Below are 14807 nucleotides of genomic sequence, written 5' to 3'. Positions count from 1 at the left end.
TAGCCAATTTTATCCTACAAATTCTAAGATAGTTTTTGTAATGTATTCTAATTGATCTTCTTCTAATTCTGTATGCATTGGTAAAGAAATAACCGTTTTAATTAATTTATTGGTTACTGGGAAATCTGACTCGTTGTATCGGGTATCTGCGTATGCTTTTTGAGCATGAAGTGCCACAGGATAATAGATAGCGTTTGGTATATTTAAATCTAATAAGTGCTTGTGTAAATCATCTCTTTTGCCATTTGTGATTTGTAGGGTGTATTGATGAAATACATGACAATCACACATAGTACAAATTTCGCCACAACTTTTTGTTGCGTTTGATTTGGTGGTAGGTGTAATTATATTAGGGTTATTTGCAAAAGCGTTGTTGTAAAAACGAGCTGCATTTCTACGTGCATTACAATAGCTATCTAAAAGAGGTAGTTTGGCTTTTAAAACACCTGCTTGAATTGAATCTAAACGAGAGTTTACCCCAACAACATCGTGGTAATATCTGGTGTACATACCGTGATTTACAATTCCTCTTAAAGTATGTGCCAGAGCATCATCATTTGTAAAAATTGCACCACCATCTCCGTAGCATCCTAAGTTTTTAGAAGGGAAAAATGAGGTAGTTCCTACGTTTCCGATAGTTCCTGCTTTTTGTTTTTTACCATCTTTAAAAGTATAATTTGCGCCAATAGCCTGCGCATTGTCTTCTATTACAAATAAATTATGTTCTTTTGCAATTTCCATAACAGCATCCATATTGGCAACTTGTCCAAACAAATGAACAGGAACAATTGCTTTTGTTTTTGGTGTTATCGCTTTCTTTAAAGCATCTATACTAATGTTAAAAGTATCTTTTTCAACATCAACCAAAACAGGAGTAAGTTTTAATAATGCAATTACTTCTACGGTTGCAGCAAAGGTAAAATCTGCAGTAATTACTTCATCACCTTGCTCTAAACCTAAGCCCATCATGGCAATTTGTAATGCATCAGTTCCGTTGGCACAAGGTATTACGTGTTTTACATTTAGATATTTTTCTAAATCTGCCTGAAACTCGTGCACCAAAGGGCCGTTAATATAAGATGATGAGTTTAAAACCTCTTGAATAGAGGTGTCTACTGTATTTTTTATTTTTTTGTATTGACCTTGTAGGTCAACCATTTGAATTTTTTTCATGAAAGTTAATTTTCTCTACAACAAAAATACAAATTAAATTTCTGTTATCTTTGATGAAAAACAATCCAAATTTTATGAAAACACTCAAGAAATTTTTTAAAATTATTCTTTTACTAATTGTTTTAGTTCTAATTGGTCTATGGCTGTTTAGCAGAACATTGCACCCTACTTATAAAGGAAGTTTAGCAATTAAAAATATTAGTGAACAAGTAACGGTTATTTATGATACAATTGGAGTGCCACATATTAACGCGCAAAATGAGCAAGACGCCTATACTGCTTTGGGTTACGTACATGCGCAAGATAGACTTTGGCAGATGGAGTTGATTAGAAGAATTGCTGCAGGAAGATTGTCTGAGGTTTTTGGAAAAGATTTGGTAAGAACAGATGTTTTTTTCTCTGGATTAGGGATAGAAGAAGCTGCTGCTAAAACAATAAAAAACCTAGATACAACCAGTAAAGCATATCAATTAACAGCAGCTTATTTAAACGGAATAAATCAGTTTATAGAAGAAGGTGCAACACCTGTTGAGTTTTATTTGGTAGGCTTAGAGAAAGAAAAATATACCCTAAAAGATGTGTATAATGTTTTTGGTTATATGGCTTTTAGCTTTGCAGTTGCCCATAAAACAGACCCATTGTTAAGTGAAATAAAAGAAAAGTTAGGATCTGAATATTTAAATGAAATAGGTTTTTTAGATACCTCAAACACAACATTGATAAAAAATGGAAAGCATCCAGAGGTGCTTGCTAATTTCTCTAAAGCGATGAATACATTGTATGATAATTTGCCAATATCATCATTTATAGGAAGTAATTCTTGGGTAATTGGTGCCGATAAAACAAAGAACGGTAAAGTTATTTTTGCAAACGACCCACATATTGCTTTTTCTCAGCCATCTGTTTGGTATCAAGCGCATATAAAAACACCAAATTATGAAATGTATGGTTTTAATTTAGCTTTAACGCCTTTTCCTTTACTGGGTCATAATAGAGAGTATGCTTATGGCTTAACTATGTTTGAAAATGATGATGTCGATTTTTACTACGAAACCGAAAACCCAGAGAATACAGATGAGTATCTTACGCCTGTAGGTTATAAGTCTTATGAGGTTAGAGAGAAATCAATTAAAATTAAAGATCTAAAAGATACGGTTTATACTATTAAAGTTAGCCAACACGGACCAATAATGAACAATGTTATTGAGCAGATAAAAGATGAAAGACCTATTGCAATGCAGTGGATTTACACCAAATTAAATAATAAGCTTTTAGATGTTTCTTATCAATTATCTCATGCTACTTCGTTATCAGAATTTAAAGAGGGCGCTGCCATGTTACATGCACCAGGTTTAAATATTATGTATGGTGATGCGAAAGATAATATAGCTTGGTTTGCTTCTGGAAAGTTGTATAAATATAGAGACTCTTTAAATACCAAACTGATTTTAGAGGGCGCTTCTGGGTTTGATGAAATAGAAACTTATTATGATTTTGATCAGAATCCGCAAGCAATTAACCCGAGTTGGAACTATGTATATTCTGCAAATAACCAACCCGAAGAAACTGCCATAGGGTTATATCCGGGTTATTATTTACCAAAAAATAGAGCTAGTAGAATTGTTTCTTTGTTAGAGGCTAAAGATGATTTTACCAAAGAAGATGTTGCTATCATGCTTTTTGATGTTACTTCTACTATAGATGCCGAAATTGTAGGATATTTAAATAAGTCTATTGATAAGCAAAACTTATCTGCTAGCGAGCGTAAAAGTTTGCAAATAATAAAACAATGGAATGGTTTTTACGGCAAAGAAGAGCTTGCGCCAACAATTTATAATCGATTTGTTTATGAATTTTTAGCAGCCACTTTTAAAGATGAGCTAGGCGATAGTTTTACGGCCTTTTTAAAGACTCATGTTCGTAAAAAAGTAACAGAAGTTCAAGCGAAAAGAACCGAATCTATTTGGTGGAATAACACAAACACAGATCTTAAAGAAACCAAGCAAGAAATTGTTACGCTGGCTTTTAAGAGGACAGTTGCTTTTTTAAGCAAGCAGTTAGGGAGTAATATAGATAATTGGTATTGGAAAAGAGTTCTTTCTTTAGAGCACAATCACCCAATGGGTAAAGTGGCTGCATTAAGAAGTATTTTTAATGTTGGTCCTTTTGAAACTGATGGTGGAAATGAGGTGATTAACAATCAGATTTTTCCGTTAGATAGCACAGGTGTATATAAAGTAACGGCAGGTCCATCTTCTCGTAGAGTTGTCGATTTTTCTGATGTAGAAAATAGTTTAGGTATTGTGCCTACAGGCCAGTCTGGGAATGTTTTTAGTCCTTATTATAAAGATCAAGCACAGAAATTTCTAAAAGGTGAGTTTGTTAAGATGATGCTGAATCAAAAAGAGATTAAAAAAAGTGAAAATAAGTTGATTTTAAAGCCTGTAAAATAGACCCTTACATTGTTTTAAAAGATTAAGAGATGTTTTTTAATCTTTTATTCATAATAAAAAACCAGATGGGTGGTAGTAAAGAAAGTAACATCATTCCTGGGTAGCCAGTTGGCATTTGAGGGCTTTCTGGTAAAGATTTTAGTAATTGGTAATGTTTAGCACCATTGTAATGATGGTCAGAGTGTCTGCTTAAGTTAAAAAGTAACACCTGGCCAACTTTATGATTCGAGTTCCAAGAATGATTTCTTTTTACACGCTCATACCTGCCATTTTCATGTTGTTTTCTTAACAAGCCATAGTGCTCAATATAGTTAACAGTTTCTAGAAGTAAGATGCCTGTAATTGCGGCCAAAACAAAGGTTATAAGTACGTATTTACCAAAGAAAAACAAAATTACACCTAATAGAATAAAATTACAAATACTGTAAATAAGCATTCTGTTTTGATGATGCAGCCAGCTTTTACCTTCGTTTTTTAAACGTTTGTTTTCAATTGCCCAAGCCTGATAGTAGCTTGAAAAGTGAGAGCGAATCCAGAAAATAAAAATCCATTCATTTTTTCTCGCTGTTGCTGCATCTTTTGGGGTAGCAACATTAAGATGATGCCCGCCATTATGATAAGGTAAAAAGTGAGTGTTTAATGATGTTAAAAGTAAGATTTCTCCAATAAACTCATCAAATCGGTTGTTTCTATGTCCTAATTCATGCCCTACATTTATACCTAAAACACCACACATAATTCCCATAGCTAAAATTCTTCCAACAATTTCGTAATTAGCCAAACTTGCATCAGTTATGGTTGTAAAAAAAAGGTTTAAAAAAAAGAGTTGAATCGGTAAAATAAGATACAATAGGTACGTGTATGTTTTATTTTCTTTTTCGGTGTTTTCTTCTTCTTTTGTAAAGTTGTATTTATTTGGTTTTATAAAAAACTCTAAAATAGGTGCAAGCCCGAAAACAAAAAGAACTGTAGAAAAGGTAAGCCAGCCATAATTTGTAAAAGAAATATAAGTGGTTACTGGTATTAATAAAACAGAAAAATATTGTAGGGCTTTCATTTGTAAAAAAAATATTCTATAAAGATAGTATTTAGTTACAGGCTGTCCAAATAACTTCTTTGGGTGTGTTTGCGGTAATATTAATTTCTTGTTTAGAAACGGGGTGTGTAAATTTTATTTTTCGAGCATGCAGATGTATACTTCCGTCTTTATTACTTCTATCAAAACCGTATTTTAAATCTCCTTTAATTGGGCATCCAATAGCGCTAAGCTGCGCTCTAATTTGATGATGTCTGCCGGTTTCTAAGTCTATTTCTAGTAAAAGGTAATTGTCTAACTTTTTAAGAACTTGGTAGTGTAAAACAGCTTTTTTACTACCTTCAATTTCTTTTAAATACGAGGTAGATTTGTTGTTTTTTGGGTTCTTTTTTAAGTAATGAGTTAGCGTTTCTTTTTCTTTCTTTGGATGTTTTTTTACAACCGCCCAATAAGTTTTGTGGATGGTTTTTTCTCGTAACATCTTATTAAGACGTTCTAATGCTTTAGAGGTTCTTGCAAAGATAATAACGCCAGAAGTTGGCCTGTCTAATCGATGTACAACACCTAAAAAAACTTCGCCAGGTTTGTTGTATTTTTCTTTAATATACTCTTTTACAATATCACTTAATGGAGTGTCTTTAGTTTTGTCTCCTTGCGTAATATCACCAGAACGCTTGTTTACAATAATTATGTGATTATCTTCAAATAAAACCTGTAAATTCTGTTTGGTAGAGTGCATTTAAAAGTCTAGAATTGGTTATTTAAAATCTTTAGCTACATCTTGGTTAACACCGTCAATAAAGTTTAAAAATTCTTCTCTACCAAGACCGGTGTTAGAAGAGGTTATAAAAGAAGTAGGTAAAGTCTCCCAAGTGTTAAGAAGTTTCTTTTTGTATGTGGTAATCTGTTTGTTTATTTTAGAGCTTCCTAGTTTGTCTGCTTTTGTAAAAACGATGCAAAACGGAATTTGGTTTTCGCCTAAAAACTTCATAAACTCTAGATCTATTTTCTGCGGATCGTGTCTGCTATCAATTAAAACAAAAGTACAAACAAGCTGTTCTCTTTCTTTAAAGTAATTTTCTATAAAGTATTGAAATATGGTTCTTTTTTTCTTAGAAACTTGTGCGTAACCATAGCCTGGTAAATCAACTAAAAACCATTCATCATTAATTTTAAAGTGATTAATAAGTTGTGTTTTACCTGGTTTTCCAGAAATTTTAGCCAAGTCTTTACGTTCCATTAACATGTTAATTAATGAAGACTTGCCAACGTTAGATCGGCCAATAAAAGCATATTCTGGCACTCTCTCTTTTGGTGCTTTGGTAACATTACTGTTACTCATTATAAACTCTGCAGATCTAATTTTCATAAAATGTAATCGGGTATTGTTGTGTACTTATTTAAAGCTAGTACTATAAGTTTCTAGAAGTTAACCAGGTGCTAAGAATTTGATTAAATTCTTCTGGTCTTTCCATCATTGCGGCATGCCCACATTTGTCAATCCAAAATAAATTAGAATCTGGTAATAGCTTATTAAAATCAACAGCAACTTCTGGTGGAGTAACAATATCTTGTTTTCCCCAAATGATACAACTAGGTTGTTTCATTTCTGGTAAATCATTGGCCATGTTGTGTCTTATAGCGCTTTTTGCAATGGCAAGCGTACGTATTACAGAACTTCTATCATTTACAATTTTAAAAACGTCATCCACCATTTCTTTGGTACCAATTTCAGGGTCATAAAAAACACCTCTTGTCTTTTCTTTTATGTATTCGTAGTTTCCTCTTTTCGGAAAACTATCTCCCATTGCTTTTTCATACAAGCCAGAGCTACCTGTTAAAACAAGTGCAGTTACTTTTTCTGGATGATGTTTAGCGAAATAAAGGCTAATATGACCGCCCAAAGAATTTCCTAATAAAATGGCGCTATCTATTTTTTTAAACTCCATAAATTCTTTTAAAAAATTAGCTAAATTTTTAACGTTAGTTTTTATAAGAGGTAGAGTATAAAGTGGTAATTCTGGAATTAAGACTTGATATCCATTTGAAGAAAAGTGGTTAAAAGTGCTTTCAAAATTACTTAGAGCTCCCATTAATCCATGTAAAACAATTATTGCTTTTCCTTCTCCTGCTTCAGCGTATGTAAATTTTCCTTCTGTTTTTAACTTATCAGTCATTGATTTTTCAATTGGCTTAACCACAAATGTAATTCTTTTTTATGAAATAGAAATTGTTTTAGTTCTTATGGTTTTTTTAATCTATTAGCTTAAGATGTCTACTTAATTGTTAATAAAACCTTTATTTATTAACAATGTGGTAAAAAGTGGTAAAAAGTGGTAAAATTTAGTTATTTTTGAGTTCTATTAATAAAACTATCAAGTGATAAATTTAATCGGTACATATGAGTGTAAATCAGATGCTAAGGGTAGATTGATGTTTTCATCAGCCTTTAAAAAGCAGCTGTCATCTGTGTTGCAAGATGGTTTTGTTTTAAAGAGAGCGGTTTTTCAGCCTTGTTTAGAGTTGTATCCGATGCGAGAGTGGAATTTGATGATGGAGAAAGTGAATAAACTAAACAGGTTTAAGAAGAAAAATAACGACTTTATTAGAAGGTTTACCGCGGGTGTTAAAATGGTAGAGTTAGATGCTACTGGTAGAATCTTAATTCCGAAAGATTTATTTGATTTTGCAGGTATTAAAAAACAAGTGGTAATGTCTTCTTCAGTGAATATTATTGAGATTTGGGATAAAGAAAAGTACGAAATAGCAATTAATGATGCCGCGCAAGATTTTGCAGATTTAGCAGAAGAGGTGATGGGAAATACAGATGAAGATGAATTATCATAATCCAGTTTTATTGCACGAAAGTATAGATGCTTTGGCTATCAAAGAAGATGGTGTTTATGTAGATGTTACTTTTGGTGGCGGCGGTCATTCTAGAGAGATATTAAAAAGGTTGGGTGCTAATGGTAGGTTGTTTGGTTTTGATCAAGATCCGGATGCTTTAGTAAATAGTATAGATGATGAGCGTTTTGTGCTTATACCTGAAAATTTTAGATATATATCTAGGTTTTTAAGATTTAATGGAGTTCGAAAAGTAGATGGTGTATTGGTAGATTTAGGTGTTTCATCGCATCAGTTTGATGAGGCTGAAAGAGGTTTTTCTACCAGATTTGATGGAGATTTAGATATGCGAATGAATCAGAGGTCTAAAATTTCTGCAAAAGAAATTATCAATAATTATTCTGAGGAAAAATTGGCCGAGATATTGTTTTTGTATGGTGAGTTAAGGAATTCTAGAAATATAGCCAAAACAATTGTAGAAGAGCGTCAGGTTCAGAAGATAGATACTAGTTTTCAGTTGCGTAAAGTATTGCAAAGATATTTACCGAAGGCTAAAGAACATAAGATAATTGCTCAGATTTTTCAAGCAATTAGAATAGAGGTAAATGAAGAATTAGCTGTTTTAAAAGAGTTTTTAGAGCAGATGCCAAGTCTTTTAAATAAAAACGGTAGGCTAAGTGTAATTTCATATCACTCTTTAGAAGATCGATTGGTAAAAAGATTTATAAGAACCGGTTTGTTTAAAGGTGAGTTAGAGAAAGATGTATTTGGTAATAGTAACGAGCCTATGCAAAAGGTTGGTAAGTTAATTGTTCCTACGGCAGAAGAAATTAAGATAAATAATAGAGCTCGAAGTGCAAAATTAAGAATAGCGACTTTAAAACAGTAGTTGGTGTTTTTAATTGGTAATACTATTTAGATGTCAAAAGTAAAAAAAAAGATATATAGTTTTTTAAGGGGAAGTTTTCTTACTGATGAAACTGCTTTTAAAAATTGGCGCATTATTATTTTCGTTGTTGGCTTGCTGTTGATTATGATTTCTAGTGCACATAATGCAGATAAAAAGGTAATTAAAATTGCTGACTTAAATAAGTTGAAAAGAGAGTTGCGAGCAGAATATGTAGATACTGGTACTATTTTAATGCGAATGAAAATGGAATCTAGTATTCGAGAAAAAGCAAAAAGAAGAGGGTTGCTTCCCTTGCAAACTCCACCTAAAAAAATTAAAGTAATCATAAAAAAATAATAACATTGGCAACAGATAAAAAAAGCATACTAACAAAATTCTACATCGTAGCTGCTTTTATGACATTTTTTCTGTTGTTGATAGTTTTTCGTGTATTCACCATTCAGCATAAAGAAGGTGATAAATACAGAAAACTTTCTACAGAGCTTACCATAAAGCAAGACACAATTTATGCAAATAAGGGAAATGTTTATGCGGCAGATGGTAATTTATTAGCAACTTCGATGTCTAAGTTTACCATAAGAATGGATGTTGTTGCTGTAGATAATGCTGTTTTTGAAAAAAATATAGCGCAACTTTCAAAAGAATTGTCAAATATGTTGGGGAATTCTGTTAGTTATTATCAAACAAAATTAAGAACTGCAAAAAAACGTAAAAACAGGTATTTGTTAATCGCAAGAAATATTGGATATACAGATTATCTTAAAATGAGGCAATTTCCAATATTTAATAGAGGTGTTTATAAAGGTGGTTTTATAGCAGAACATAAAACAGTTAGGGCGCATCCGATAGGAAAAATAGCCGAACGTACAATTGGGTATGATGATTTTAGAGGAGAAGCAGGTATAGAAGGTGCTTTTGCAGATTATATGCAAGGAGAAAATGGTTTAAGATGGAAACAGAAAATAGCAAAAAACCAATGGAAGCCTATTAATGATGTTAATGAGAAAGAGCCTGTTGATGGCCATGATATAATTACTACAATAGACGTAAATATTCAAGATATTACACATCACGCTTTGTTAGATAAGTTAGCGTATTTTGAAGCTGATCATGGATGTGCGGTGGTGATGGAAACGGCTACCGGAGAAATAAAGGCAATTTCTAACTTAGGAAGAACTTCAAGAGGAACTTATTACGAAAAAAGAAATTATGCTGTTTGGGAAAGTCATGAGCCTGGTTCTACATTTAAGTTAGCTAGTTTAATGGCTGCTTTAGATGATCGTAAAATTGATACATCTACTGTGGTAGACACAGAAAAAGGAAGAATTTTTATTCATGGTTCTAAGGTAGAAGATTCTCATAGAGGTGGTTATGGTAAAATTTCTGCGGCCAGAGTTTTTGAGGTTTCTTCAAATGTTGGGATTGTTAAAATAATAAAAAAGCATTACGATCATCAACCAGAAAAGTTTATTGATAAACTAGAGAAATATGGGTTTACAAAACCTATTGGTTTTCAGATAAAAGGAGAAGGATCTCCTATGGTGCCAACGCCTAAAGACAAAGGGTGGAACAAGATTTCTCTAGAATGGATGTCTTGGGGTTATGGTGTATCTGTTACGCCAATGCAAACTTTAATGTTTTACAATGCTGTTGCTAATAATGGTGTAATGGTAAAGCCTAGGTTTATAAAAGAGTTAAGAAAAGAAAATAAGACTGAAAAAGTTTTTGAAACCGAGGTGTTGAATTCTAAAATTGCTTCTGATGCAACTTTAAAGAAAGTAAGAAAAATTATGGAAAATGTTGTTGTTAAAGGAACAGCAACAAATATTTATTCTTCTAATTTTTCGATGGCAGGTAAAACAGGTACTGCAAAAAAATATATTCCAAGAACTAAAGATAAAAACGGCAAATGGCAAGGTGGTTATTATTCTACTAAAAGATATGTTGCGTCTTTTGCTGGTTTTTTTCCTGCAGATAATCCAAAATATTCTTGCGTTGTTGTAATTCATGATCCGAAGAAAGAAAAAGGGTATTATGGTGCTACAGTTGCAGGACCGGTTTTTAAAGAAATTGCTCAGAAAATTTATACAACTATGCCAGAAGATAATCAATCTGTAAATGATGATGTGTTATTTGCGGCTATTGAAAATGATTATAAAAGTTACAATGTAAAAGTTAACAAAGAGTATGCTGAAATGCCAAATGTTATAGGGATGTCTGGGATGGATGCGCTTTCTTTTTTAGAAAACTTAGGACTTAAAGTGGTTTGTAAGGGTGTTGGAAATGTGCAGGCACAGTCTTTAAAAAAAGGAGAGAAATTAAAAAAAGGAGCTACTGTTATTTTAAAATTATCTTAGGTTGAAGGAGTTAAAACACATATTAGAAAAGGTAGATGTAGCGCAAATAATAGGTGCTGCTAATGTTCGTATAAATAACATTGAATTCGATTCTAGAAAATGTAAAGAAGGAAGTGTTTTTGTTGCTCAAAAAGGAGTAACTGTAGATGGGCATTTATATATAGATAAGGCAATATCACTAGGTGTTATTGTAGTTGTTTGCGAAGTTGTGCCAGAGCAAATAAATAGAGAAGTTACTTATATTCAAGTGCCAGATGCAAATGTTGCATTGGCAATTATGGCAGCTAATTTTTACGAAAATCCTTCTTCTAAAATGCCTTTAATTGGGGTTACTGGTACCAATGGTAAAACGACCATTGCTTCTTTATTGTATCAATTATTTAAAAAAGCAGGTTACAAAGTTGGATTGCTTTCTACGGTTAAGGTGTTGGTTAATGATGATGTATATGAAGCAACTCATACAACACCAGATTCTATTGCAATTAACTCATATCTAGATAAAATGATTGTTGCTGGGGTAGATTTTTGTTTTATGGAGGTGAGTTCTCACGGAATTCATCAAAAAAGAACAGAAGGGTTAACATTTGCAGGCGGTATTTTTACCAATCTTTCTCATGATCATTTAGATTATCATGAAACTTTTGCAGAATACAGAAATGTTAAAAAAGCTTTTTTTGACGGTTTGCCAAAGCATGCATTTGCGTTGACAAACATCGATGATAAAAATGGCGATTATATGCTACAAAATACCAAGGCGAAAAAATATTCTTATGCCTTAAAAACAGTAGCAGATTTTAAAGCCAAAATTTTAGAAAAACAACTGTCTGGTACTTTAATTTCTGTTGATGGAACTGAGGTTTGGACCAAGTTAATAGGCGTTTTTAATATTTATAATTTAACCGCAATAGTTGCTACTGCAAAATTATTGGGTTTAGATACCATGCAGATTTTAACTATAGTTAGTGAGTTAGAAAGTGTAAGTGGTCGTTTTGAGTATGTGGTTTCTAATGAGGGTGTTACCGCTATTGTAGATTATGCACATACGCCAGATGCATTAAAAAATGTTTTAGAAACCATTAATGATATCCGCACAAATAATGAGAAGTTAATTACAGTTGTTGGTTGCGGTGGGGATAGAGATAAAACAAAAAGGCCTAAAATGGCGCACATTGCCTCTCAATTGAGTGACCAAGTTATTTTTACTTCAGATAATCCTAGAACAGAAAACCCACAAACCATTTTAGATGAAATGGAAGCTGGTGTTGCTGCAGAAAACTATAAAAAAACAATTACAATTTTAGATAGAAAACAAGCTATTAAAGCTTCGTGTAAGTTTTCTGAACCTAAAGATATTATTTTAATAGCAGGTAAAGGACATGAAAATTATCAAGAAACAAATGGAGTTCGCGTTCATTTTGATGATTTAGAGACTGTTAAAAACTGCTTTAATCAACTTAAAAAATAGCTAGAAAATGTTGTATTACTTATTTGAATATTTAGAAAGTCAGTTTAGTTTTCCTGGGGCCAGTGTGTTTCAGTTTATCACTTTTAGATCAGCTGCAGCATTTATTTTGTCACTATTGATTTCAGCTATTTTTGGTAAAAAAATTATTGACTTTTTACAGAAAAAACAAGTAGGAGAATCTATTAGAGATTTAGGTTTAGAAGGTCAAGTGCAAAAATCGGGAACACCAACAATGGGTGGTGTTATTATCATTTTGGCAACATTAATACCTGCGTTACTATTGGCAAAATTAGATAATATTTATATCATTTTACTTGTAATTACAACTCTTTGGATGGGTTTAATTGGTTTTTTAGATGATTATATAAAGGTGTTTAAAAAAGATAAGGCTGGTTTAAAAGGCAAGTTTAAGGTTTTGGGGCAGATCGGTTTGGGCGTAATTGTAGGTTCTATGCTTTATTTTAATGATGGCGTAACCATAAAAGAACAATTGCCACTAGCAGAGCAAGTAATGCAAGAAAACGGAAAAAAGAAAGTATTTGGTGAGGCGCATAAATCTACCAAAACTACGGTTCCTTTTTTAAAAAATAATGAATTAGACTACTCTAAAGCTTTTAGTTTTTTAGGAGATGGGTATGAGAAATATGGATGGGTAGTTTTTATTTTTATTACCGTTTTTATTGTTACAGGTATTTCTAACGGTGCCAATTTAACAGACGGAATAGATGGTTTAGCAGCAGGTTCTTCGGCTATTATTGTAATTACATTGGCGTTGTTTGCATGGGTTTCTGGAAACATCATTTTTGCAGATTATTTAGATGTAATGTACATTCCGAATTCCGGTGAAATGACTGTTTTTATTCTTGCTTTCGCAGGTGCTTTAATTGGGTTTTTATGGTATAATACTTTTCCTGCTCAGGTTTTTATGGGTGATACCGGAAGTTTAACTATTGGGGGTATTATAGCGGTTATTGCCATTGCAATTCGTAAAGAATTACTACTTCCTATTTTGGCCGGAATTTTTGTCATCGAAAATTTATCGGTAATACTGCAGGTGTCTTGGTTTAAAATAACAAAAAAGAAATTTGGTGAAGGAAGAAGAATTTTCAGAATGGCGCCGTTGCATCATCATTATCAAAAACTAAGCTATCATGAGAGTAAAATTGTTGTCCGTTTTTGGATTGTAGGAATTTTATTAGCTGTTTTTACAATCGTTACTTTAAAATTAAGATAAATGAAAAGGTTGGTTATTCTTGGCGCAGGAGAAAGTGGTGTTGGTACCGCTTTGTTGGCAAAACAAAAAGGGTACGATGTTTTTGTTTCTGACAAAGGAGCCATATTAAATAAATACAAAGAAGTTTTAGAAGGTAATCAAATTAATTTTGAAGAAAAAAAGCATACAGAAAGTAAGATTTTGAATGCAGATTTGGTTATGAAGAGTCCGGGCATACCAGACAATGTGCAAATAGTTAATCAGTTAAGAAGCAAGCAAATTGCTGTTATTTCAGAAATTGAGTTTGCGTCACAATATACTAGTTCGAATATCGTCGGAATTACAGGTTCTAATGGTAAAACGACCACGACATTGTTGTTGCATCATATTTTAAAAAATGCAAATTTAAATGTTGGTTTGGCAGGTAATATAGGAGATAGTTTTGCACAACAAGTTGCTTTTAATGATTATAAAAACTATGTGTTAGAGTTAAGTAGTTTTCAGTTAGATGGTATTTCGTCTTTTAATGTGCACATAGCCATTATTACTAATATTACTCCAGATCATTTAGATCGATATGACTATGATTTTAATAAATACATCGCATCTAAATTCAGAATTACAAAAAACCAAACTTCTGCAGATTACCTCATTTATGATGCAGATAATACGGCAATTACAAATTGGCTAAAAGAACATAAGACAAAAGCAACGTTGGTGCCTTTTTCTATTGAAAAGGAATTGGCTTACGGGGCATATTTAAAAAATAACAATATCATCATCAATCTAAATAAAGATACATTTACTATGTCATTATCTACATTATCAGTAAAAGGAAAACACAATACAAAAAATGCAATGGCAGCTACAATGGCTGCACAATTGTTAAAAGTAAGAAGGCAAACAATTAAAGAAAGTTTAGAGGATTTTGAAGGTGTAGAACATCGTTTAGAAAATGTTGCTAGTATTAAAGGTGTCGATTATATAAACGATTCTAAAGCAACAAATGTAAATGCAAGTTACTATGCGTTAGAATGTATGAAAAAAACAACAGTTTGGGTTGTTGGTGGTGTAGATAAAGGAAATGATTATAGCGATTTATTGCCTTTGGTAAGAGAGAAGGTAAAGGCTATTGTGTGTTTGGGTCTAGATAATCAAAAGATTGTAAACATGTTTGGTAATGTGGTAGATGTTATTGTAGAAACTGCTGGAGCAGAAGAGGCGGTAAAAGTATCTGCTAAAATTGCAGAAAAAGGCGATGTTGTTTTGTTGTCTCCTGCTTGTGCAAGTTTCGATTTATTTGAAAATTATGAAGATAGAGGAAGACAGTTTAAAAATGCTGTTCGATCATTATAA

At 32.4% G+C, this 14807-nt stretch carries 13 protein-coding genes; 8 read left to right on the top strand and 5 right to left on the bottom strand.

Features of this window, described 5'->3' with window-relative positions; translation table 11 throughout:
• Nucleotides 1-9: 9 nt before the first annotated feature.
• Nucleotides 10-1173, bottom strand: coding sequence for a DegT/DnrJ/EryC1/StrS aminotransferase family protein (locus Q0678_RS08035; protein ID WP_299056370.1), 1164 nt, complete (start codon nt 1171-1173; stop codon nt 10-12).
• A 74-nt stretch (nt 1174-1247) separates the two neighbouring features.
• On the opposite strand from Q0678_RS08035, the gene Q0678_RS08030 reads away from it, so the two are divergent.
• Complete coding sequence (locus Q0678_RS08030) at nt 1248-3626, top strand: penicillin acylase family protein (RefSeq protein WP_299056367.1); 2379 nt, start codon at nt 1248-1250, stop codon at nt 3624-3626.
• A 22-nt stretch (nt 3627-3648) separates the two neighbouring features.
• Here Q0678_RS08030 and Q0678_RS08025 read toward each other — a convergent pair whose 3' ends face one another.
• The 4 genes from Q0678_RS08025 to Q0678_RS08010 are packed head-to-tail and all read right to left on the bottom strand — an operon-like array spanning nt 3649 to nt 6839.
• The gene (locus Q0678_RS08025; protein ID WP_299056364.1) at nt 3649-4683 is read right to left on the bottom strand and encodes an alkane 1-monooxygenase; all 1035 of its coding nucleotides are present in this window, start codon (nt 4681-4683) and stop codon (nt 3649-3651) included.
• Between the two features lie 31 nt (nt 4684-4714).
• Nucleotides 4715-5401, bottom strand: coding sequence for an RluA family pseudouridine synthase (locus Q0678_RS08020; RefSeq protein ID WP_299056362.1), 687 nt, complete (start codon nt 5399-5401; stop codon nt 4715-4717).
• A gap of 18 nt (nt 5402-5419) precedes the next feature.
• Nucleotides 5420-6031 carry a ribosome biogenesis GTP-binding protein YihA/YsxC gene (gene yihA / locus Q0678_RS08015; RefSeq protein WP_299056360.1) on the bottom strand — a complete coding sequence of 204 codons (612 nt, stop codon included), beginning with the start codon at nt 6029-6031 and terminating at the stop codon, nt 5420-5422.
• A gap of 43 nt (nt 6032-6074) precedes the next feature.
• Nucleotides 6075-6839, bottom strand: a complete 765-nt coding sequence (locus Q0678_RS08010; RefSeq protein ID WP_299056357.1) for an alpha/beta hydrolase — start codon at nt 6837-6839, stop codon at nt 6075-6077.
• A gap of 202 nt (nt 6840-7041) precedes the next feature.
• Here Q0678_RS08010 and mraZ point away from each other — a divergent pair, with 202 nt between their 5' ends.
• Genes mraZ through murD form a run of 7 tightly spaced genes read left to right on the top strand, consistent with a single transcriptional unit; the run spans nt 7042 to nt 14807 of the window.
• Nucleotides 7042-7509, top strand: coding sequence for a division/cell wall cluster transcriptional repressor MraZ (gene mraZ, locus Q0678_RS08005; protein ID WP_299056355.1), 468 nt, complete (start codon nt 7042-7044; stop codon nt 7507-7509).
• Nucleotides 7496-8395 carry a 16S rRNA (cytosine(1402)-N(4))-methyltransferase RsmH gene (gene rsmH, locus Q0678_RS08000; protein ID WP_299056352.1) on the top strand — a complete coding sequence of 300 codons (900 nt, stop codon included), beginning with the start codon at nt 7496-7498 and terminating at the stop codon, nt 8393-8395. Before mraZ ends, rsmH begins: the two co-directional genes overlap by 14 nt.
• Nucleotides 8396-8425: 30 nt before the next feature.
• A complete protein-coding gene (locus Q0678_RS07995; RefSeq protein ID WP_299056349.1) occupies nt 8426-8752 on the top strand; it encodes an FtsL-like putative cell division protein in 327 nt (108 codons plus the stop codon).
• A 59-nt stretch (nt 8753-8811) separates the two neighbouring features.
• Complete coding sequence (locus Q0678_RS07990; protein ID WP_299056613.1) at nt 8812-10773, top strand: penicillin-binding protein; 1962 nt, start codon at nt 8812-8814, stop codon at nt 10771-10773.
• Nucleotide 10774: 1 nt separating this feature from the next.
• Entirely contained in the window at nt 10775-12238 is a 1464-nt protein-coding gene (locus Q0678_RS07985; protein WP_299056347.1) for a UDP-N-acetylmuramoyl-L-alanyl-D-glutamate--2,6-diaminopimelate ligase, read from the top strand.
• 7 nt (nt 12239-12245) lie between these two features.
• Nucleotides 12246-13472: a phospho-N-acetylmuramoyl-pentapeptide-transferase gene (gene mraY / locus Q0678_RS07980; RefSeq protein WP_299056345.1), complete on the top strand. Its 1227-nt coding sequence runs from the start codon at nt 12246-12248 to the stop codon at nt 13470-13472.
• The gene (gene murD, locus Q0678_RS07975) at nt 13473-14807 is read left to right on the top strand and encodes a UDP-N-acetylmuramoyl-L-alanine--D-glutamate ligase (RefSeq protein ID WP_299056342.1); all 1335 of its coding nucleotides are present in this window, start codon (nt 13473-13475) and stop codon (nt 14805-14807) included.

The organism is uncultured Polaribacter sp., from assembly GCF_947497125.1.
In the GTDB taxonomy this organism is placed as follows: Bacteria; Bacteroidota; Bacteroidia; order Flavobacteriales; family Flavobacteriaceae; genus Polaribacter.
The sequence above is the reverse complement of the archived record's forward strand: the minus strand, read 5'-3'. Positions and strand labels throughout refer to the sequence as shown.